Genomic DNA, 21,387 nt, shown 5'->3' on the forward strand with positions numbered 1-21,387 from the left:
CCCTTTGGGTGACTCGTGACCGTCGGTCGACATGTCGGCGCGGATCCCGGTCGGACGGGTCGCCGGACCGGCGGTGCCGGGTCGGGGCGCCCGGCCGGACCGGAGCCGATCCCGCCCGGACGGTGCTCCTGAGCGTTTGCTTAGGATGGGGGTGTCGTTTTCAGCCACGCTTGCCCCATCCGCGCGCCGTACGTCCCAGGAGTCCCGCCCGTGACCGCCGAAGCCCCCGTCGCCCCCGCCCTCCCTCATGGACGGCTCCTGCCCGTCACGGTCCACTTCGACGACCTCGACGCGCTCGGACTGCTCCACAACGCCCGCTACCCGGTCATGGTCGAGCGCGCCTGGGCCGCGCTGTGGAGCGAACGCGGCCTGACCTTCGACGGCGACTGGGAGGCCGCGGGCGACTTCTGCAACGCGGTCAAGGAACTGCGGATCACCTATGAGGCCCCGGTCAGCCGTCCCGGTGAGTACGCCGTCCACATCTGGCTGGAACGGCTGGGGAACACCGGCCTGACGTACGGCTTCCGCTTCTGCTCCTCCGACGGCGCGGTGACCTACGCGCAGGGGACCCGTGTCCTCGTCCGGCTCGACGCCGGGACGCTGCGCCCGACACCGTGGAGCGAGGGGTTCAGGGCCTCGGGTCAGGAACTGCTGCGGTCGCGGGACTGACCTTCGGGCGGTCGCGGTCCCCGGCGCGCAGCACCCCCGCGAGCACGGTGAGTCCGAACGCCAGCGCGGTGACCAGGCCGAACGAGACCATCAGGCTCGTCGCCTGCGCCACCGAGCCGATCAGGCTCGGCGCGATCAGCCCCGAGGTGTACGTGATGGTGGCGACGCCCGCGATGGCTTGGCTGGGGTTCGGTCCGCTGCGCCCGGCCGCCGCGAAGCAGAGCGGCACGACGACCGCTATGCCGAGTCCGAGCAGCGCGAAACCGCCCATGGCGACCGCCGGATGCCCCGCGAGGACGATCAGCAGTCCGCCGAGCGCGGCCAGCACGCCGCCCGCCCGCACGGTGCGTACGGCGCCGAAGCGGTTCACCACCGTGTCGCCGATCAGCCGGGCCAGCGCCATGGTCAGCATGAAGCCGGTGGTCGAGGCCGCGGCCAGACCGGCCGAACTGCCCAGCTGATCGCGCAGGTAGACCGCCGACCAGTCCAGGCTCGCGCCCTCCGCGAAGACCGCGCAGAAGCCGGCCGCGCCGATCAGGAGCGCGGACCGGGGCGGCAGCGCGAATCGCGGCGGGGGCTCCTCGTCCTCGGTGGGCTGCAGGTCGAGCACCCAGCGGCAGGCGGCCACTCCGAGGAGCGTGAGCGCCGCCGCGGCCAGAGCGTGGTGCAGCCGCGCGTCCGTGCCGAGGTGCGCGGCCAGCGTGCCGGCCGCCGATCCGACCAGGGCGCCCGCGCTCCACATGCCGTGCAGCCCGGACATGATCGACTTGTCGAGCCGGTTCTCGACCTCGACACCCAGCGCGTTCATGGCGACGTCCGCCATCCCCGCCGTGGCGCCGTAGACGAACATCGCCAGACACAGGGTGGGCAGGTTCGGCGCGAGGGAGGGCAGGAGCAGGGCCAGCGTCCACAGGGCGATGAGCCCGCGCAGCGCCGTACGGCTGCCGAGACGGTGGGTGATCCGGCCGGCCAGCGGCATCGAGCAGGAGGCGCCCAGCGCGGTGAAGGCCAGGGCGAAACCCAGCTGTCCCGCGCTCACCGACGCGTGGTCCTGGATCCATGGCACACGGGTCGCGAACGAGCCCGTGACGGCTCCGTGCACGGCGAACACGGCGGCCACGGCGTACCGGGCCCGCCTCACTTCGCGCTGGTCGCAGACCACTCCACTCATGCTCCGGCCCCTCCCCGGGTGACAGCTGCCCATTCTGCGGGCGTAAACTATCAGGAACCCTGCCTGATAGATAGAGAAATACCGGGCCGCCCGCTCGCCGGCCGGACCCGCGGATCTGGGAGGATTCCCGGCATGCCCGCATCCCCGAGCACCGCCCGGGCCATCAACGACCGGCTCGCCCTGCGACTCCTCCAGCAGGAAGGCCCCTTGACGGCGGGGCGGCTGAAGCAACTCACCGGACTGTCCCGGCCGACGGTCGCCGACCTGGTCGAACGCCTCACGCTCTCCGGCCTCGTCCGGGTCGTCGGGGAGTCGGGGGAGCAGCGGCGCGGTCCGAACGCCCGGGTCTACGGGATCGTCGCGGACCGGGCCCATCTGGCCGCGCTGGACGTCCGTACGGAGGGGGTCTCCGTGGTCGTCTCCGACCTGGTCGGCGACGTCCTCGCGGAGGCGTCCGTGCCGATCGGCGGTGACACCGGGACCGGGGCCGCGGTGGAGCGCGCGGTCGCGCTGGTCGAGCGGGTGGCCAAGGAGGCCGGGGCCCTGGGCGCGGTGCCGCCGCCCGACCTCGTCCGGGGGTGGGGCAGGCTGCACACCGTCGGCATCGGCGCGCCCGGCCTGATCGATCCGGCCACCGGCGAACTCCGGGACTCCTCGGGCCTGCCCGAATGGCACCGGAGTCTGGTGGCCGCCCTCCAGGAACGTCTGCCCGAGGCCCGTGTCCTCGTCGAGAACGAGACCAACCTCGCGGCCCTCGCGGAACAGCGCGACGGCATCGCCCGCGACCGCGACACGTTCGTCCTGCTGTGGCTCGGCCACGGCATCGGGGCCGCCGTCGTCCTCGACGGGGCCCTGCGCCGCGGTGCCTCCGGAGGCACCGGGGAGATCGGCTTCCTGCCCGTGCCCGGCACCACGACGCTTCCCTCGGCGACCGACTGCGACGGGGGCTTCCACTCGCTGGTCGGGTCGGCCGCGGTCGCGACGCTGGCGGCGCGCTGCGGCGTCTCGGCGGAGCCCGACGGCCACGAACCGCATGCCGCGGCGCTGGTGAGGCGGGCGGTGGGGGCCCCGGACTCCCCGGAGGCCGCCGGATTCCTCGACGCCCTCGCCGACCGCCTCGCCATCGGGGCGGCCTCCGTCACCGCCGTCCTGGATCCCGGCTGTGTGGTCCTCGGCGGAGAGGTCGGCCGGGCGGGCGGCCCCGCGCTGGCCGCGCGGGTCGCGTCGCGGCTCGCCCGCATGTCGCCGCTCCCGACCGAGGTCCGCGCGAGCGCGCTGGGCGGGGGCGCGGTGCTGCGCGGCGCCCTGCTGACCGCGCGCGACGGCGCGCAGGACGAGCTGTTCGCGCCGCCGCCGTCGCGTTAGGGCCGGGGTCCGGGGCGCGTGCGGATCCCGGGTCCGAGGTGCCTCGAGACGGCACGCGACGGGTCGGCGCGGTGAGCCCGGACCGGTGGGGGCGGAACACCTGGAACGTGTCGGTGGGGGTCGCCGTCACGTCTCCGGCCTCGCGGAGACCGGGAGCCGGCCGACCGCTCGGGTCCCGGTGGCCGGGCCGGTGCCGGCTGGAGACCCGGCGGCGGGGCAAGGGCCTTCGTCACCGCCGCCGGGTCGATCGTGGGGGGACCGGGGTGATGGCTGATCACGCAGTCTTGATCGAGGAGACTACGAGGACTAGACCATAGCGTCAATAGGTATGGACCAATATTCGGAACCCCTGGCGCCGGCTCAAGGTCTTTCCGCACGGCGGGAGTTGGGTGTCCGGACCGATTCGGGGAAGTCCATGCCGGTTCTCTGTGAGCCACCCCACAGCGGTGCGGCCGCATGGGTGTCGTTCGGGCGTGGCAGACTGGCCCTGTACCAGAAGCAGCGCACTCCGGGGTCGGTGCAATTCCGAACCGGCGGTTACAGTCCGCGACCCGGTCGCCTCCAGCGGCCGGTTGACCAGGTGAAATTCCTGGACCGACGGTTAAAGTCCGGATGGGAGGCAGTGCGCGGCGGGCGGGCATACGTGCGCGCTGCCGTCGGTTGGCGTTCGTCCTGTGGGGCGGGCCTCCTTTTCGGCATCGTTCCCGGTGTGCCGCGGTCCGCTCATTCTGTCGTCATCGACAGGCCCCGGAGTCCGTGCCCTATGAGGCAGGAGGACCCGGGAAGTGTTCACCGGAATCGTCGAAGAGCTGGGTGAGGTCACCGCCGTCGAGTCGCTCGACGACGCCTCGCGTTTCCGCCTGCGTGGCCCCGTCGTCACGCAGGGCGCGCAGCACGGCGACTCCATCGCCGTCAACGGAGTCTGTCTCACCGTGGTCGAGCACGAGGGCGACGAGTTCACCGCCGACGTGATGGCGGAGACCCTGAACCGCTCCAGCCTCGGCGCCCTCACCGTCGGCTCCCGGGTCAACCTGGAACGCCCGATGGCCGTGGGCGACCGCCTCGGCGGCCACATCGTGCAGGGGCACGTCGACGGCACCGGCGCGGTCATCGAGCGCAAGCCGTCCGAGAACTGGGAGATCGTCAAGATCTCGCTCCCCGCCGACCTCTCGCGCTACGTGGTCGAGAAGGGCTCCATCACCGTCGACGGCATCAGCCTGACCGTGGTCGACGCCGGCCCCGACTTCTTCACCGTCAGCCTCATCCCCACCACCCTCGACCTGACCACGCTGGGCCACAAGCAGCCCGGCGACCCGGTCAACCTCGAGGTGGACGTCATCGCCAAGTACGTCGAGCGACTGCTCGGCGCTCGCGGCGAGCAGCCGGTCGCGCTGCCGGACACGCTGGGGGGCGCGCGGTGAACTCGCTGAACTCCGAGGCGTTCACGCTCTTCGGGCAGCACATCCTGTGGTCGGACATGATCGGCAACACGTTCGGTCTGATCGCCCTCGCGCTCGGCTGGCGGCGCTCCATCTGGAGCTGGCCCGCGCAGTTCCTGTCCGGCGCCATCCTGTTCGCGGCCTTCTACGGACACCTCACCGGCAGCGCCGGCAAGCAGGCCGTGGTCGTCGGTGTCGCGCTGTGGGGCTGGTGGCAGTGGAACCGCGGCAAGGGCGAGGGCCGGGACGGCTCCGTCACCGTGCGCTTCGCCAGCTGGCGGGAGCGCGGCTGCATGGTGGGCGCCGCGGCCGTCGGCACCCTCGCCGTCAGCGCCCTGTTCCACGCGTACCCGACGCTGTCGTGGGACCCGTGGCCGGACGCGTACATCTTCGTCGGCACGATCGTCGCCATGTACGCGCAGGCCCGCGGCATGGTCGAGTTCTGGTTCGCCTGGCTGCTGGTCGACGTCGTGGGCGTCCCGCTCAGCTTCGCCAACGGCTACGCGTTCTCCGGTTTCGTCTACGTCGTCTACGGCGCACTCGTCCTGTTGGGCATGCGCGACTGGTGGCTGCGCTCCCGCGAGGCCGGGCAGCCCGTTCTGGAAGGAGCCCCGGCATGACAACGGCGCCGGTTTGGTACAGCACCGGGCACGACCAAGACACCTCGGACTTCGCGCTCGACCCCGTCGAGCAGGCCATCGCCGACATCGCGGCGGGCCGCCCCGTCGTGGTCGTCGACGACGAGGACCGGGAGAACGAGGGCGACCTCGTCGTCGCCGCGGAGAAGGCGACCCCCGAGATCGTCGCCTTCATGATGAGCGAGTGCCGCGGACTGATCTGCGCCCCCATGGAGGGTGACGAACTCGACCGGCTGCGCCTGCCGCAGATGGTCGACGACAACACCGAGTCGATGAAGACGGCGTTCACGGTGTCGGTGGACGCCTCCGCCGCGCACGGCGTGACCACCGGCATCTCGGCCGCCGACCGAGCCGCCACCCTGAGGCTCCTCGCGGACGGTGTCTCCGGGGCCGACGACTTCGTACGCCCCGGCCACATCTTCCCGCTCCGCGCGCAGCCCGGCGGCGTCCTGGTCCGCAACGGCCACACCGAGGCCGCGGTCGACCTGGCCCGGCTGGCCGGTCTGCGTCCGGCCGGAGCGATCGTCGAGATCGCGGGCGAGGACGGCCGGATGCTCCGGCTGCCCGAGCTGATCCCCTTCGCCCGCAAGCACGGCCTGACGATCATCTCCATCGAGGACCTGATCGCCTACCGCCGCTCCGCCGAGCCCACGTCGGCCGGGGCCGGGGCGGCACCCGCCGCGCCCACCGTCCGCCGCGAGGCCGAGGTCCGTCTGCCCACCGCCTTCGGTGAGTTCACCGCGTACGGCTACCGCTCCACCGCCGACGGGGTCGAGCACGTCGCCCTCGTCCACGGCGAGATCGGCGACGGCGAGGACATCGTCGTCCGGGTGCACTCCGAGTGCCTCACCGGCGACGTGTTCCACTCGCAGCGCTGCGACTGCGGCCCCCAGCTCCAGACGTCCATGGAGCGCATCCGGAGCGAGGGCCGCGGCGTCGTGGTCTACCTGCGCGGCCACGAGGGGCGCGGCATCGGCCTGCTCTCCAAGCTCCGCGCGTACGAGCTCCAGGAGCGCGGCCGCGACACCCTCGACGCCAACCTGGAACTCGGCCTGCCCGCCGACGCCCGGGACTACGGGGCCGGCGCGCGGATCCTCCAGGACCTCGGCGTCCGGAGCCTGCGCCTGATGACCAACAACCCCGACAAGACCGAGGCGCTCGTCCGGCACGGCCTGCGGGTCACCGGCCGGGAGCCGATGCCCGTGCAGGCGGGCGAGCACAACCTGAACTACCTGCGCACCAAGCGGGACCGGATGGGGCACGACCTGCCCTGGCTGGACACGGCCACCGTGTCGGCCTGCGGGAGCCAGTGACACCGCACGACCGGAACCGCGTCGACGGCGACGTACAGCGCCATCGGCAACACGGCACCACCGGCAACACAGCACACGCGAAACAGCACACAGTCAACACAGCACAGTGGGACAGAGGAGAGACGTGAGCGGCAAGGGTGCACCTGAACTGTCCGTACGCAACTGCGGCGACCTGCGGGTCGCGGTCATCGCGGCGCAGTGGCACGACAAGGTGATGGACGGTCTCGTCGAAGGCGCGCTGCGCGCCCTGCGCGAGCTGGGAATCGACGAGCCGACCCTGCTCCGGGTGCCCGGCAGCTTCGAACTGCCGGTCGTCGCCAAGGTCCTGGCGGGCCGCGGCTACGACGCGATCGTCGCGCTCGGCGTCGTCATCCGGGGCGGAACGCCCCACTTCGAGTACGTGTGCCAAGGCGTCACCCAGGGCCTCACGCAGGTCTCCATCGACACCGGCGTTCCCATCGGCTTCGGTGTGCTCACCTGTGACACCGAGGAGCAGGCCCTGGAGCGCGCGGGCCTCGAGGGCTCCAAGGAGGACAAGGGGCACGAGGCGGTGACGGCCGCGGTGGCGACGGCGGCCACCCTGCGTTCAGTATCCGAACCCTGGCACTGAGGTACGGCATCGAGCGCGTAGGGTGAGGACCACCATGTCCAATAAGACGTTCGAGGAGCTCTTCACCGAGCTCCAGCAGAAGGCCGCCACAGGCGATCCCGCCACCTCGCGCACCGCCGAGCTGGTCGGCAAGGGCGTTCACGCCATCGGCAAGAAGGTCGTCGAAGAGGCCGCCGAGGTCTGGATGGCCGCCGAGTACGAAGGCAAGGACGCCGCCGCCGAGGAGATCTCGCAGCTGCTCTACCACGTCCAGGTGATGATGGTCGCGCGCGGAATCTCCCTCGACGACGTGTACGCGCATCTCTAGGGGCCGATCTCCGCGTCGCCCCCACCGAGCCCGTCCACCTGCCCCACCCACTCCTGAACAACCTCGAGCAAAGGAAGCCGACCTCATGCTGCGCATCGCTGTCCCGAACAAGGGTTCCCTCTCAGGACCTGCGTCGGCCATGCTGCATGAGGCCGGCTACCAGCAGCGCCGGGAGTCCAAGGAGCTCCGGATCGTCGACCCGGTCAACGAGGTCGAGTTCTTCTACCTCCGCCCCCGCGACATCGCGATCTACGTCTCCTCGGGCCGCCTCGACATCGGCATCACCGGCCGCGACCTGCTGGTCGACTCCGGCGCCAGCGCCGAGGAGATCCTCCCGCTCGGCTTCGCGCGCTCCACGTTCCGCTTCGCCACCAAGCCGGGCACCGCGAACGGCATCGCGGACCTGAACGGCATGACGGTCGCCACCTCCTACGAGGGCATCGTCGCCAAGCACCTCGCCGACCGGGGCATCGACGCCTCCGTCGTGCACCTCGACGGCGCCGTCGAGACGGCCATCGAACTCGGTGTCGCCGAGGTCATCGCGGACGTCGTCGAGACCGGCACCTCGTTGCGCAACGCCGGCCTGGAGGTGTTCGGCGAGCCCATCATGAAGTCCGAGGCCGTCGTCGTCCGCCGTGTCGGAGCCGACCGCACCGAGGACACCGAGCCCAAGGTGCAGCAGTTCCTGCGCCGGCTCCAGGGCGTCCTGGTCGCCCGCACGTACGTGATGATGGACTACGACTGCCGGGCCGAGCACCTGGAGAGGGCCGTCGCCCTCACCCCCGGCCTGGAGTCGCCGACCATCTCGCCGCTGCACAACGAAGGCTGGGTCGCCGTCCGCGCCATGGTCCCCTCCAAGGAGGCCCAGCGGATCATGGACGACCTGTACGCGCTCGGCGCGCGGGCCATCCTGACCACGGCCATCCACGCCTGCCGGCTCTGACGGGACCTTCGAACATGTCAGACCTTCCCGACCTTCCGATAACCTTCCGCCCTGCCCGGACCCGGTACGTGCTGCTCACCGCGGGCGTCGCGATCTTCGTGGTCATCACCACGGTCGCGATGCTCCTGGAGCAACTCGGCCCGGGGGAGCGGGTCACCTTCGTCGCCACGGCGGCGCTGTTCCTCGGAGTGCTCCTGCTGCTCTCGCGGCCCAAGGTGGTCGCCGACGAGACCGGGGTCACGGTCGTCAACATCGCCAGCCGGCGGCGCCTGGACTGGGCGGAGATCCTGAAGGTCAACCTGCGCCCCGGCGACCCGTGGGTGTTCCTCGACCTCAGCGACGGCACCAGCCTTCCGGCCCTCGGCATCCAGCCGGGCATCGCCAAGCGGCGTGCCGTCGAGGACGCCCGAACCCTGCGCGCGCTCGCCGAGACGCGCGCCATTCGCGAGCCCGGCGGGCCCCGCGACGAACATCAGGGCTGACTCTCGGCCTTCCACCCTGCCCTGAGGGCCCATGTCTTGATTAATCTGGTGGCGGAGGCGTTCTCATCGCGCCTCCGCCTCCGATGTGCCCCGGCCCTCAGAGGCTCCCTGCTACCCGAGGAGTGTTCCCTCCAGCGATGGACGGATCGTCCTGTAGTACCTGCGCCGCCCCCTCCCGACATATCGAGGCGGCGGCATGACCATCCCCCTGTTGCTCCTTGGCGCGGCGTTCCTGCTGATTCTCGCCAACGGATTCTTCGTCGCCGCGGAGTTCGGCCTCGTCACGGTCGAACGCCCGGACGCCGAGAAGGCCGCGGCCGACGGTGACGTACGCGCCGGCACGGTCGTCGAGTCGCTGAAGGAACTGTCCTTCCAGCTCTCCGGCACCCAGCTCGGCATCACCATCACCTCGCTCGTCGTCGGCATGCTCGCCGAACCGGCGCTCGCCCAATTGCTGCACGGCCCGTTCACCGCGATCGGGCTGCCCGAGGGAGCGGTGCCGGGCATCGCCGTGGTGGTCGGCATGCTGCTGGCCTCCGCCGTGCAGATGGTCGTCGGTGAACTCGTGCCCAAGAACTGGGCGGTGTCCAAGCCGCTCCAGGTCGCCCGTTTCGTCGCCGGCCCGCAGCACGTCTTCTCCCGCCTCTTCCGGCCGGTGATCTCCGCGCTCAACACGGTCGCCAACCGGCTCGTCCGCGCCCTGGGCGTGGAACCCGCCGAGGAGCTCGCCTCCGCCCGCACCCCGGGCGAACTCGTCTCCCTGGCCCGCCATTCGGCCCGGGCGGGCGCGCTGGAGCAGGACACCGCGGACCTGTTCGTCCGCGCCATGTCGCTGGCCGACCTCACCGCTCAGCACGTCATGACGCCGCGGGTGAGGGTCAGCGCCCTCCAGTCGTCGGCGACCGCCGAGGACGTGGTCAACCTCACCCGTGCCACGGGCTTGTCCCGCTTCCCGGTCTACCGGGAGCGGATCGACGAGATCGTCGGCATGGTGCACCTCAAGGACGCCCTCGCGATCCCCTCGCAGGACCGGCTGCGCACCCCTGTCGGCCGGATCGCCCAGGCCCCGCTGCTCGTCCCGGAGACGCTGCCGGTACAGCCCCTCCTCGAACGCCTGCGCAGCGAGCAGCCGATCGCCGTCGTCGTCGACGAGTACGGCGGCACGGCCGGCGTGGTCACCCTGGAGGACATCGTCGAGGAGCTCGTCGGAGAGGTCCGTGACGAGCACGACGACGTCCAGGGCGAACCGCCCGAGCTCGCGGCCGCCCCGCCCGAGGACGGCAGGCCCGCCTGGGACGCCGACGGCAGCTGCCGGGTGGACATCCTGCAGCGCATAGGCCTCGACGTGCCCGAGGGACCGTACGAGACCGTCGCGGGCCTCGTCGCCGACCTGCTCGGCAGGATTCCGGCCCCCGGCGACAAGGCCGAGCTGCCCGGCTGGCGCCTGTCGGTGCGCCAGGTCGGGCACTACCGCGCCGAACGCGTCCGGCTGGTACGCACCGCGCTCGCCCCGGAGGCCGTCCGATGAGCGTGCTCCAACTCCTGTTCGCGGGCCTGCTGGTCCTCGCCAACGGCTTCTTCGTCGGCGCCGAGTTCGCGCTCGTGTCCGTGCGGCGCAGCCAGATCGAACCGCTCGGCACCGCGCGCTCCCGGCAGGTCCTGTACGGCCTGGAGCGGCTTCCGCAGATGATGGCGGCGGCCCAGTTCGGCATCACCATGTGTTCGCTGACGCTCGGCGCGGTCGCCGAACCCACGGTCGCCCATCTGCTGGAGCCGGTCTTCGAGGCGGTCCACCTGCCGGACGGGGTGATCCATCCCCTCGGCTACGTGATCGCGCTCGTCCTCGTCGTCTTCTTCCACCTCGTCATCGGCGAGATGGTCCCGAAGAACCTGGCGATGGCCGCGCCGGAGAAGACGGCCCTGTGGCTCAGCCCCGGGCTCGTCGCCTTCGCACGGCTGTGCCGGCCGGTCACCGTCGCCCTCGGCGCCTGCGCCCGGCTGATCCTCAAGCTGTTCCGGGTCGAACCCAGGGACGAGGTCGAGGCGGTCTTCACCAGCGAGCAGCTCAACCGGCTGGTCGAGGACTCGGGCCAGGCGGGTCTGCTCGACCCGGAGGAGCAGGAGCGACTGGAGGACGCCCTGGAGCTCGGGTCCCGCCCGGTCACCGACGTCCTGCTCGACGGGGGCTCGCTGGTCACCGTGGGACCCTCGGTCACCCCGGGGCAGGTCGTCGCGCTCACCGCGCGCACCGGGTACTCCCGGTTCCCGGTGGTCGCGGAGAACGGCGCCTTCATGGGCCGCTATCTGCACGTGAAGGACGTCCTCGACCTGGAGGAGTCCGAACGCGCGGTCCCGCAGCAGCTGTGGCGGCCCATGACCACCCTGAGGTCCGAACTCCCCCTGGACGACGCCCTCACCGTGATGCGCCGCGCCGCCACCCACCTGGCCCAGGTCGCCGACGCCTCTGGCAGGGTGCTCGGCCTGGTGACGCTGGAGGACGTACTCGAACTGCTGGTCGGTGAGGTGCGCGACCCGGCGCACCGGGACATCACGCCGGCGCGTGTCACGGAGCAGCGCCCGAACGCGGTGTCCGAGGAGGCGCTGGCGAGCTGAACGCGCGTGGGGGCCCCGGGCTTCCGGGCGGCCGCGGGACCGGGCTTCCGGTCCCGCGCCCGCCGGGGAACCCGGGGCCTTCTCACATCGGCGACGGATTCTGCGGGCCCCGCCCCGACAGGACCTCCCCGTAGGCCTGCATGAGGTCGGGCAGCCGCAACGTCGACAGGTCGTCGCGCGAGGGGGTGCCGGGGTAGCCGGACAGCCGCAGGTCGCGATAGGCGCAGCTCTTCTCGTACAGCGTGCGCAGGAAGCGGCCGTTGCCGAGTTCGTCGATCCAGCCCTGGTCGACGACGTGACCGGCGATCGAGCGCAGCTCGTCCAGGGCCTCCTCGTCCCAGATGTCGCCGTTCTCGGCGGCCAGCACCTCACCGATGGAGGTCAGCTCGAGGGGGCGGTAGGAGGGGAAGTCCACGCGGGTGGTGAAACGGGAGGACAGGCCGGGGTTGGCGGCGAGGAGACGGTCCATGCCCTCGGGATAGCCGGCGAGGATGACGACCAGGTGGTCCCGGTTGTCCTCGGCCCGCTTCAGCAGGACCTGGAGGGCCTCGTCGCCGTACGCGTCGCCCTTGCCGTAGCCGGAGTTGGACAGCGCGTACGCCTCGTCCACGAACAGGACCCCGCCGATCGCCGAGTCGATCAGCTCGTTGGCCTTGACGGCGGTCTGGCCCAGGTACTCGCCGACCAGGTCGGCCCGTTGGGCCTCCACCAGATGGTCGCCGCCCAGCAGCCCGAGCGCGTAGAAGACCCGGCCGAGGATGCGGGCCACCGTGGTCTTTCCGGTACCGGACGGGCCGGAGAAGACGAAGTGCCGTTTGGGCGGCTGCACCGGAAGGCCCTGACCGGTGCGCAGCCTCGCCATGTTCAACTGCGCGGACAGCGCCTTGACCTGGCGTTTCACGGGATCGAGGCCCACCATGCGCTCCAGTTCGGTGAGCGCTTCCTCGAGTAACGCCGGATCGGTCGGCCCCGCGGGCAGCGGCTGCGCCGGAACCACGGCCTTCTCCCGGAACCCGTCGCTCTGGGGCGGCAGCCCACCGGGCGGCGAGGGGTCGGGGTCGGAGAGCCTGAGGTCCCGCCCGTCGGAGCCGAACAGCGGATCCACGCCGTCCGGGCCCTCCAGCACGTCCTGCCCGAACCCGGCGAGCGTGATCGCCGCCAGGTCGGCCGCCGCGTCGTCGTACCCGTCCCCCTCGGAGATGCCCGCGAGCCGCGCCGAGGTGTCCATGAAGGAGGGGTCGACCCGGTGCACCGCCCGGTACAGGGGCTGCGCCGCCGCCGACCGTCCGGTGCCCTCGTGGGCGCGGGCCAGCCAGTACCGCAGCTCCTTGCGCTGCGGCTGCTCGCTGCGGCAGCGCATCAGCGCGGACGACAGCAGTGGCTCCGCCTGCCCGTACATCTCCAGCCGGACCCGGGCCATGCCGCCGAACAGACCGGCCTCTATGCCGAGCATGGGATCACTGATCAGCGGATCGGTGTGCCGGACCAACTGCTCCCAGTCCTTGACCAGATACGCGCGGCAGGCGTGCAGGAACCTCACCTGGTGATCCGCGTCCACCGGCGGAAGACCGGCCAACGCCCGGTCCAGTTCGGGGACATGACGTCCGTCGAGCCAGTGGGAGGCGTGCGCGAGCAGCAGGTCGCGCGGGCTCTCCAGCACCGGCTGCACCCACCAGCCCAGCCAGTACCAGGAGTTGAGGGTGCGCCGGTGGCGGGTGCGCTGTTCGCCGAAGCGGTCCCGGTGCCGGAACATGCGCAACAGCGCGGTCGTCGTGTCCACGCGTAGCGCGTGCAGCCCGAGCCAGCCGTCCGCCATACCGGGGTCCATCCGGACCGCGGTGCGGAACTCCTCCTCCGCCTGCGGGTATGCGCCCATCGTGTAGGCGTCCACACCCCGCAGCCAGGCGAGGTCGGCCGGGGCCTCGGAGCCCTGCGTGCCGAAGTCCATCACGTCCCCCACAAACCGTGCCCCCGATGGTCGGGGAATGTCTCGTGGACGGGACACCCCCCTCGCCGCCGGGCCGGTGCCCGTCGGCAGCTCTGGTCGAACGACTGTGCCGCGGACGGGAGTTGCCCTGGTGCGCTGAGCAGCCGTCCGAAGGTCGCACCGAGAGGCATCGTACCTGCGGTCGATGGCTGGCCGAAGGGTGCCGCACACCCCGTTCCACGAGGTGGGAGCAGACGGGGCGCACATCGGACGGTGACCCACGGTGAGCGAACCGTGTCACGGGGCGTCCGGAAAGTGAGGTTTGCGGGCAGAACGAAGCCCCCGATCACGGGGGAACAACCGGGGGCTTCGCGACTGCGGGGCGACCTCCGAGGGCCGCTGCTTCAGAACGTAAGTCCTGTACGGCCCCCTGGTCAAGCAGAGTTGAGGCACTGCGGAAACTTCCCCGACGTCGCTCTTCACAAGTTCAGCACACTGCGGATGGTCCATCACGGTGAGTGATGACTTGGTCCGGTCCAGGCGTCTCAGCAGGCCCCGGCAGCACCTCATATCCCTTCGGACGCTGCCGCACCACATGGTCCGCGAACGGTCGCGTGGGGTCCTCGGCGAAGTGCCGGAGTTCCGCCCCGACCCATCCGGCCCAGAAGGCGCTCTGCGCCTCCCCGTCCCGTCGTCGACCCCGCGCCCAGGCCTCCTCGGACGGCAACTCCATCCACAGGAGTCGCGCGAGCCACGGGCGCAGCGCCCGGCGGCCCGCGCCGACGCCCTCCAGGAGCACCACGGGCGCGGCCGGCAGTTCACGGACCGGTCCGAACTCCCCGGCGGTCCAGTCGTACGGGGCGTAGCGCGCCGGCTCCCCGCGCCGGAAGGGCTCGATCACCCGCTCCAGCAGGCGCCCGGTCCAGGCGAAGAGTTCCTCGTGCGTGGCGATGTCGTCGAGGTGCAGCACGGGCGCGCCGCCCAGCGCCGTCGCCAACTCCCCGGCGAACGTGGTCTTTCCGGAGCCCGCGTGACCGTCCACGCCGATCAGTCGGACGGGGCCGCAGGAGGGCGGCAGTCGGCGCAGCCGTGAGGCGAGGTCGTGAATGGGGTTTCCCGGGGTGGGGTGCGAGGTGGGCATAGTCCTGCGGGCATTCTATCGAGGAACTGTTCACAGCGGATCCAAGGGTTCGGGATAGTGCCGCGTTGAACCATTCATTGAACAATGCTCAGGATCACCGTCGACGGCTTCCAGGGATTTCCGGCCTCGCGGAACGATGTATTTCAGATATGCCGTTCCGGTACTCCGCGATGCTGAGTAGGGTTCCTGTTGCGCAGCGGCGGAGCGCCGTGCGGGGATGGACAGGGGAAGATGGCCGCGGGCTTATTCGAGGGGCAGTATGTGTGGCATCCGGCGGCCGACGACCGGAGACTCGCGGGCGTGTGTGTGGATGTCCGGGCGGGCCGCCGTCTGAGTGCGCACGAAGCCCTGGTGGAGGCCGGCACCGACTTCGGATTGCGGGCTCACCGCTCACTGGTCATCGCCTCCGAGGCCGCCGACTCCGACCTCGCCGAACGCTGGCTGGCGGAGGAACAGAGCCCCGAGGCCGCGCTGGTGTGGGCCCGCGTGGCCGTGCTGCGGGCGTTACGCGCGGCGGACGCCAGGGACGACCGGGCCGAGGCCCTGGAACGGATAGCGCTGACCGCCTGCGACCGGGCCGTGACGATGGACCGGGCGGATCCCACGCCCTGGGTCGCCCGCCTCTCCATGGCCAGGCTGCACGATCTGCGCGAGCCCGCCCCGCAGGGGCTGCTGACCCAGCCGCCCGGCCCCTGGCGCCTGTTCTCGCACATCCTGCGCCTCGACCCGTGGAACCGCGAGGGCCACCACCGGTTCCTGGCCTTCTTCTTCACGCGGTACGGCGGTTCCGTGAACGCCGCCTGGGACGTCGCCGCCTTCCTGAGCCAGCGCGCGCCCGCCTCGTCGCCGCTGCGGCTGCTGCCGCTGGTGGCCTTGGTGGAGAGCTACAACCCGTCCCAGCTGCTGGTCGACCGGACCTGGGAACAGCCGCAGTGGCGTTCCACGGCGCTCGCGATCTACCAGAACTGGCTGCCCGAGGTGTCCGGCTACCGCTTCACGCCGGTGGTCGACCTCGCCTACCTGGCGCACGCGCTGTTCATGGCGCAGCGCGAGTTCGAGGCGCGCGCGGTCCTGATGGCCATGGGGCCGTACGCCTGCCGCATGCCGTGGAGCGTGTTCGGCGACCCGGAGGAGCAGCTCTCCCGCGCCCGCCGGGGCTGCGGACTGCCCGCGCCGGGGCCCGCCTGACCGGCCGCGGCCCGTCCCGACGTCCCGCACCCCACCCGAGAGAAAGGTCAGTCGTGTCAGAACGAATATCGGCCCCACGCCCCCAGGTCCGTGCCGGAGGGGATTCCGTCGCGCTCGACGACGACGCGACGCTCCACGCGATGGGATATCCGCGAAAGCTCACCCGCCGATTCCAGGCTTTCGACAATTTCGCGATCTCTTTCACCATCATCAACATTATCTCGGGTATTTTCTCGTCCTTCGGCTTCGGAATGAACGCCGGCGGTCCACGCGTTCTCGTGTTCGGCTGGATCGGCGTCTCCGTGATGGTGCTCTTCATCGGCGCGGCGATGGCGGAGGTCGCCTCCGCCTATCCGACCAGTGGGGCCCTCTATTTCTCCGCGGGGAAGCTCGCGAAGCGGCACAAGGGTGCGTGGTCCTGGTACACGGGGTGGCTGAATTTCGTGGGTCAGGTGGGTGGCACGGCCGCCACCGGCTACGCGGCCGCGACCTTCATCCAGGCGTTCGTCGCCCTGCAGTGGCACTCGTACGAGCCGACGGCCCAGCAGACGGTCATGATCACGGCTCTGATCATCGTGCTCCAGGGTTTGGCCAATACCTACACCGTGCAGCTCGTCGCCCTGCTCAACCGGATCTCCGTGTGGTGGCTGCTGATCGGGCTCGTGGTGATCGTGGGCGCGCTCGTCGTGATGCCCGACGACCACCAGTCGGCCTCGTTCGTCACCCATTTCGCGAACAACACCGGTTTCACGAACGGGCTTTACGGAGGGATGCTCGGTCTGCTGGTCACCAGCTGGACCTTCACCGGCTTCGACGGCAGCTTCCACATGTCGGAGGAAACGGTGCGGGCCACGGTGAACGCGCCGAAGGGGATCACCCGTGCGATCGGCTATTCCGCGATCGCCGGGCTCGTCCTCATGCTCGCCCTTGTGTACAGCGTCCAGGATTACGACCGGGTGGCCGGCTCCTCGGCGCCGCCCGTGCAGATCCTCATCGACGGACTTGGCATGGGCATGGCGAAGTTGATCCTGCTCATCGTGATCGGGTCCATGCTCTTCTGCGGTCTGGCCAACCTGACCAGCAACACCCGCCAGATCTTCGCCTTCTCGCGGGACGGCGCGATGCCCGGCTCCCGCTGGTGGCACTCCGTCTCGCCGCGCACCCGTACGCCCGTCAAGGCCGTCTGGCTGGCCGTCGGCTGCTCGCTGGCGCTCGTGCTGCCCGGCTGGTGGTCGCACACCGCCTTCACCGCCATCGTCAGCGTCAACGTCGTCGGGCTCTTCCTGGCCTACGCCGTCCCGATCTTCCTGCGGCTGCGGCTCGGTGACGAGTTCCAGCCCGGCCCCTGGCACCTGGGCCGCTGGAGCAAGGTCATCGGCTGGGTGGCCGTGACCTGGATCCTCGCGAGCAGCGTGCTCTTCATGCTGCCGCAGGTGTCGCCGATCACCGGGGACACCTTTAACTACGCCTCGATCGCGCTGGCCGTCGTGCTGATCGTGGCCACCGTGTGGTGGTTCGCCACGGCGCGCCGCCGTTTCCAGGGCCCTGTCAGCTACGGCCGCCCCGACGAGGTCGCCGCCATGGACCTCGTCTGACCGACCGCCGGCCTCGGCCCCGGCACCCGCCGGGGCCGAGGCCCCGCAGGTCATGCCAGTGGTCCCGACCAATATTGGTGGGCGCGGCACGGGCCGAAGTGCTGGCAGAAGTCCGTCCCGGGCGTCCATAGTTGGCGCACCACCGAGCATTGGGCCCGCCCGTTCCGGACACCTGGGGGTTCTCCACCCATGAGCAGAGCCGAACAGCCGTCCCGCAGAACCGTCCTGACCGCCGCGGTCGCCGCCGCGGCGGCGGTGGGGGCCGCGGGCCCGTCGGCCGCCGCCGCCCCGGCCGCCCGGGGCAAGGCCTCCGGCGGTCTCGTCGACAACCGCGCCTGGATCTCGTACGGCGACTGGCGCGGTGGGACCGCGCACGGTACGCGGGCCGTGGCGGGCGCGCGCCCCGGCCTGGTGATCGCGACCCCGGCCGGCACCACGGAGTACACCGACCCGCACACCGGCAGAACCGCCACCTGGGAGTACGCGACCTGGACGACGCCCGTCCACCGCCTCGCCGTCCCCGCCACCGAGGCCATCGCCTCCTGGAACGCGCACACCCCGGCCGGCAGCTGGCTCCAGGTGGAGCTGACCGGCACGTACTCCGACGGCACGGACACCCCCTGGTACGTGATGGGCCGCTGGGCGGCGGGCGACCAGGACATCCGGCGCACCTCGGTGGACGGCCAGAGCGACGGCCGCAGCAGCGTGTGGACGGACACCTTCTCCGTCGACGACGCGTCCACCGGCCTGCGCCTGGTCGCGTACCGGCTGCGCCTGACCCTCTACCGGACGCCGGGCTCCCGGGTCACGCCCACCGTGTGGCGGCTCGGCGCGATGGGTTCCGCCGTCCCGGACCGCTTCACCGTTCCGGCCTCGACCCCGGGTCTCGCACGGGAGCTGAAGGTCCCGCGCTACTCGCAGGAGATCCACGCCGGGCAGTACCCCGAGTACGACAGCGGTGGCGAGGCCTGGTGCAGCCCCACCTCCTCGCAGATGATCATCGAGTACTGGGGCCGGAGGCCCACGGCCGCGCAACTCGCCTGGGTCGACCCGGCGTACACCGACCCGCAGGTGTGCCACGCGGCCCGCTCCACCTACGACTACCAGTACGCGGGCTGCGGCAACTGGCCCTTCAACGCCGCCTACGCGGCCACGTACAAGGACCTCCAGGGCGTGGTCACGCGGCTCGGCTCGCTGAGCGATCTGGAGACGCTGATCGCCGCCGGCATCCCGGCCATGACGTCCCAGTCGTTCCTCAAGTCCGAGCTGACGGGCGCGGGGTACGGAACCTCGGGCCACCTCATGACGGTCATAGGGTTCACCGCGGACGGCGACGTGATCGCCAACGACCCCGCGTCGCCCGGCGACGAGGCGGTGCGCAGGGTCTACAAGCGCTCCGAGTTCGAGACCGTCTGGCTGCGGACCAAGCGCTACAACGCCTCCGGGAAGGTCGTCTCCGGAACCGGCGGCGTCTGCTACCTGTACTTCCCGGCGCATCTCTCGGCGCGGCAGCGCACGGCGCTCGCGGCGGTGGGCGTCCGGTGACCCGTGATCCCCGGATGCCGTGATCCGGGGATCACGGGTCGCCGGGGATCACCCGGCGGCCCTGGAGCGGGGGGAGCGCCGGGGCCGGGGGCCGACAGGACGGGACGGGCCCCGCGGGAGGGCGTCGGAACCCGCGGCAGGCTCGTCGGGGACTCCTCGGGCGACGGGGCGGAAGTGTGTGACGAGCGGCACGCGCCTCGTGTCCCGCAGGGAATCCAGCGGGATTCATGGGTGGTCGAGGTGCGGGCGTGACCCAGGTCTCTACCCGTGGACCCGGCTCGGGTGGCAAGGTGGTCGGGTCGGAGGGGAGCCGGCGGGGGCGGGGGACCCATCGCACCACGACGTCAGCGAGATGCCATGACCACGAGTTCCGCCACCGCCGCTCGCCTCCGCTCCCGTACCGGCGGTCCCGAAGACGACGGCCCGAAGGTCCTCGAACACGTCATGGGCTGGATTCTCGTGATCGTCGTGGCGATGCTCGTGACGCGCCTCGGCCTGCTCTGAGGCCTCCCGCCTCCAGGGGCCGCCGCGACGGGCCGTGCGAGGCCGACGGGAATTCCCGAGGTCCGGGCCGGAAATCCGCCCTGTTCCCGTCCGCCTCGGGCCGACGACGGAGACGGCCGCTGCCGCGTCCCGCCACGCTTCGGGCCCTCCGGTCGTCTGCGGCGCCCGAACGGGCGGTCGGCATGGTTCTGCCATACTGCGCATGTTTCGTCGGCAGTTGGAGACCAGGGCCGGAATTGAATAATAGTCAACAGCGTGGAGTGGACCGCCCCCGGGTGCGGGGCACCGACCGCTCGCAGGTGCGACGCGCCGAACTCATCGCCATCGGACGGAAGTTGTTCGCCGACACGTCCTACGACGCGTTGTCGATGGACGACATCGCACGTCAGGCGCATGTCGCCAAGGGGCTGATCTACTACTACTTCAAGTCCAAGCGCGGCTACTACCTCGCCATCGTCGAGGACTCGGTCGCGGACCTGGTCTCGCGGGCCGCCGACGGAGTGGAGCTGCCCCCGGTGGAGCGGGTCCACCGCACCATCGACGGCTATCTTCGCTACGCCGAGCACAACCAGGCCGCCTATCGCACGATCATCACCGGTGGTGTGGGCTTCGACGCCGAGGTGCAGGCGATACGGGAGGGTGTGCGCGAGGTCATCGTCGAGACGATCGCCGAAGGGGCGTACGGCCGGGGCAGGATCGGCCCGCTGCCGCGGATCGCGCTGCTCGGCTGGCTGCACGGTGTGGAGGGAGCCACCCTCGACTGGATAGGCCACCAGACGCTGCCGCGCGACACGATGCGCGAGCTGCTGGTGAGGATGCTGGGCGGCACGATGCGTGCCGTGGAGGAACTGGACCCGTCCTACGTGGCCCCGCCCGACGCCCGACGGGACGACGACCGGCATCCACACGACGGCTGACGCCGGGCCCGGGTGGTCGACGGCCGCGGGGCCGGTGAGGTGGGGCCGGGTGGTCGACGGCCGCACGACGGCTGACGTGGGGTCGGGTGGCCGACGATCGCGAAGGCGTCGGGCGTCGGGCGGAGGGCCGAGGTGCGCGGAGGGCGCCGGTTCCGTACGTGTCGGCCGTCGGTGGTCGACCTGCTCGGCTCGGCCCCGGTCCGGCCGCGACGCGTTCGGGTGCGCGGGCACGGCCGCCGAACGGACCGTCCACGGAAGGCGAGGGAGCCCCCTCGCCTTCCGTGGACGGTCCGCGGCGCGGCAACCGCCGATCCACGGGCTCCTGGATCCGGACGGGAGCCACCGGCCGTGCTCGGGGAGATCGGACGCCCGGCATCTCCGAGGGGCGTAGTCCCCACGGGGCGGCGCCCCCGAGGATCGTCCGGGCTGCCCGCCGGAGACGCCGCGTGGTCAGCGTGCGCCGCCTCGGGGATCCGGCTTCGCGTCGAGCTCTCCCCGCGGGTCCGGGGTCACGCCGAACTCGTTCCGCGGGTCGCGGGACGCGGTGTACCGCACCTCGCCGCGCGGGTCCCGGCTCGGCACGAAGCGCGGCTCCCCCCGGGGGTCCGGGCTCGGTACGAAGCGCGGCTCCCCCCGGGGGTCCGGGCTCGGGCCGAACTGCCCGTATCCGTACATCACCGACGGTGCCGCCAGTCGCGCCCACTCGGGGTCGTGGCGGCCCGGCAGGGTGCGGCCCCGATCGGCCCAGGTGCGCATCAGGGCGCGGTAGATGGGCGGATCCTGGGTCGGTGGTGGCGGGGGAGACGCCCGGCGAACCGATTCTGCCGGGGCCGGGACGTAGATCCGGCGCCGACGCCCGGTCGCGGAAGGTGTGGGGCTCATGCCGGGGCAACGCGCGGACCGGCGGACAGGTCACCGGCTCACGGAATCGGGCGTGCGTTCACAGGGGCCCTCCTGGGGGTTCCGCCCCCGGAGCGTACTCTCTGGCCCCCATTGCTCACCTGACGTACCGTCAACCCG

The 21,387-nt window shown here is 71.5% G+C and carries 20 protein-coding genes and 1 riboswitch; of the genes, 16 read left to right on the forward strand and 4 right to left on the reverse strand.

What is annotated here, in order from left to right; all coding sequences use genetic code 11:
* The first annotated feature begins 210 nt into the window (after positions 1-210).
* Positions 211-669 carry an acyl-CoA thioesterase gene (locus ACFYW7_RS21215; RefSeq protein ID WP_389504476.1) on the forward strand — a complete coding sequence of 153 codons (459 nt, stop codon included), beginning with the start codon at positions 211-213 and terminating at the stop codon, positions 667-669.
* Here ACFYW7_RS21215 and ACFYW7_RS21220 read toward each other — a convergent pair.
* Entirely contained in the window at positions 629-1,840 is a 1,212-nt protein-coding gene (locus ACFYW7_RS21220) for an MFS transporter (RefSeq protein ID WP_389504478.1), read from the reverse strand. The two genes, ACFYW7_RS21215 and ACFYW7_RS21220, sit on opposite strands and share 41 nt — an antisense overlap.
* Before the next feature lie 132 nt (positions 1,841-1,972).
* On the opposite strand from ACFYW7_RS21220, the gene ACFYW7_RS21225 reads away from it, so the two are divergent.
* From ACFYW7_RS21225 to ACFYW7_RS21270, 10 genes are all read left to right on the forward strand, one after another.
* Positions 1,973-3,205 (forward strand): ROK family transcriptional regulator, encoded by a 1,233-nt coding sequence (locus ACFYW7_RS21225; RefSeq protein WP_389504480.1) that lies wholly within the window; start codon positions 1,973-1,975, stop codon positions 3,203-3,205.
* A 499-nt stretch (positions 3,206-3,704) separates the two neighbouring features.
* A riboswitch (FMN riboswitch) is annotated at positions 3,705-3,835 on the forward strand.
* A gap of 155 nt (positions 3,836-3,990) precedes the next feature.
* Positions 3,991-4,626, forward strand: a complete 636-nt coding sequence (locus ACFYW7_RS21230) for a riboflavin synthase (RefSeq protein ID WP_389504482.1) — start codon at positions 3,991-3,993, stop codon at positions 4,624-4,626.
* Positions 4,623-5,264, forward strand: a complete 642-nt coding sequence (locus tag ACFYW7_RS21235; protein ID WP_389504484.1) for a nicotinamide riboside transporter PnuC — start codon at positions 4,623-4,625, stop codon at positions 5,262-5,264. Before ACFYW7_RS21230 ends, ACFYW7_RS21235 begins: the two co-directional genes overlap by 4 nt.
* Positions 5,261-6,595, forward strand: a complete 1,335-nt coding sequence (locus tag ACFYW7_RS21240) for a bifunctional 3,4-dihydroxy-2-butanone-4-phosphate synthase/GTP cyclohydrolase II (RefSeq protein WP_389504486.1) — start codon at positions 5,261-5,263, stop codon at positions 6,593-6,595. The genes ACFYW7_RS21235 and ACFYW7_RS21240 overlap by 4 nt, the downstream gene beginning before the upstream one ends.
* 124 nt (positions 6,596-6,719) lie before the next feature.
* Positions 6,720-7,205 carry a 6,7-dimethyl-8-ribityllumazine synthase gene (gene ribH, locus ACFYW7_RS21245; protein ID WP_389504488.1) on the forward strand — a complete coding sequence of 162 codons (486 nt, stop codon included), beginning with the start codon at positions 6,720-6,722 and terminating at the stop codon, positions 7,203-7,205.
* A gap of 34 nt (positions 7,206-7,239) precedes the next feature.
* On the forward strand, positions 7,240-7,512 hold the full coding sequence (locus ACFYW7_RS21250; RefSeq protein ID WP_111665608.1) for a phosphoribosyl-ATP diphosphatase: 273 nt from the start codon (positions 7,240-7,242) through the stop codon (positions 7,510-7,512).
* Positions 7,513-7,597: 85 nt separating this feature from the next.
* Positions 7,598-8,455, forward strand: coding sequence for an ATP phosphoribosyltransferase (hisG, locus tag ACFYW7_RS21255; RefSeq protein ID WP_389504491.1), 858 nt, complete (start codon positions 7,598-7,600; stop codon positions 8,453-8,455).
* 14 nt (positions 8,456-8,469) lie between these two features.
* Positions 8,470-8,937: a PH domain-containing protein gene (locus ACFYW7_RS21260; protein ID WP_389504493.1), complete on the forward strand. Its 468-nt coding sequence runs from the start codon at positions 8,470-8,472 to the stop codon at positions 8,935-8,937.
* Between the two features lie 196 nt (positions 8,938-9,133).
* Positions 9,134-10,465 carry a hemolysin family protein gene (locus ACFYW7_RS21265; protein ID WP_389504496.1) on the forward strand — a complete coding sequence of 444 codons (1,332 nt, stop codon included), beginning with the start codon at positions 9,134-9,136 and terminating at the stop codon, positions 10,463-10,465.
* Complete coding sequence (locus tag ACFYW7_RS21270) at positions 10,462-11,550, forward strand: hemolysin family protein (RefSeq protein ID WP_389504499.1); 1,089 nt, start codon at positions 10,462-10,464, stop codon at positions 11,548-11,550. Before ACFYW7_RS21265 ends, ACFYW7_RS21270 begins: the two co-directional genes overlap by 4 nt.
* An 82-nt stretch (positions 11,551-11,632) precedes the next feature.
* Here the strand turns inward: ACFYW7_RS21270 and ACFYW7_RS21275 are convergent, their stop codons facing one another.
* Both ACFYW7_RS21275 and ACFYW7_RS21280 read right to left on the reverse strand, forming a co-directional pair.
* Positions 11,633-13,498: an AAA family ATPase gene (locus tag ACFYW7_RS21275; RefSeq protein ID WP_389504501.1), complete on the reverse strand. Its 1,866-nt coding sequence runs from the start codon at positions 13,496-13,498 to the stop codon at positions 11,633-11,635.
* Positions 13,499-13,964: 466 nt separating this feature from the next.
* Positions 13,965-14,618, reverse strand: a complete 654-nt coding sequence (locus ACFYW7_RS21280; RefSeq protein ID WP_389504503.1) for a uridine kinase — start codon at positions 14,616-14,618, stop codon at positions 13,965-13,967.
* Positions 14,619-14,849: 231 nt separating this feature from the next.
* On the opposite strand from ACFYW7_RS21280, the gene ACFYW7_RS21285 reads away from it, so the two are divergent.
* The 5 genes from ACFYW7_RS21285 (at position 14,850) to ACFYW7_RS21305 (ending at position 20,367) form a co-directional block, all read left to right on the forward strand.
* Complete coding sequence (locus ACFYW7_RS21285) at positions 14,850-15,806, forward strand: hypothetical protein (RefSeq protein ID WP_389504505.1); 957 nt, start codon at positions 14,850-14,852, stop codon at positions 15,804-15,806.
* A gap of 53 nt (positions 15,807-15,859) precedes the next feature.
* Positions 15,860-17,401, forward strand: coding sequence for an amino acid permease (locus ACFYW7_RS21290; protein ID WP_389504507.1), 1,542 nt, complete (start codon positions 15,860-15,862; stop codon positions 17,399-17,401).
* 189 nt (positions 17,402-17,590) lie between these two features.
* Positions 17,591-18,946: a peptidase C39 family protein gene (locus tag ACFYW7_RS21295; RefSeq protein ID WP_389504509.1), complete on the forward strand. Its 1,356-nt coding sequence runs from the start codon at positions 17,591-17,593 to the stop codon at positions 18,944-18,946.
* 357 nt (positions 18,947-19,303) lie between these two features.
* Complete coding sequence (locus tag ACFYW7_RS21300) at positions 19,304-19,450, forward strand: SCO1431 family membrane protein (RefSeq protein ID WP_389504511.1); 147 nt, start codon at positions 19,304-19,306, stop codon at positions 19,448-19,450.
* Between the two features lie 236 nt (positions 19,451-19,686).
* Complete coding sequence (locus ACFYW7_RS21305; protein WP_389504515.1) at positions 19,687-20,367, forward strand: TetR/AcrR family transcriptional regulator; 681 nt, start codon at positions 19,687-19,689, stop codon at positions 20,365-20,367.
* A 450-nt stretch (positions 20,368-20,817) separates the two neighbouring features.
* Here ACFYW7_RS21305 and ACFYW7_RS21310 read toward each other — a convergent pair whose 3' ends face one another.
* A complete protein-coding gene (locus ACFYW7_RS21310; RefSeq protein WP_389504517.1) occupies positions 20,818-21,123 on the reverse strand; it encodes a hypothetical protein in 306 nt (101 codons plus the stop codon).
* Positions 21,124-21,387 lie beyond the last annotated feature (264 nt).

Source organism: Streptomyces sp. NPDC002580 (assembly GCF_042889485.1).
In the GTDB taxonomy this organism is placed as follows: Bacteria; Actinomycetota; Actinomycetes; order Streptomycetales; family Streptomycetaceae; genus Streptomyces.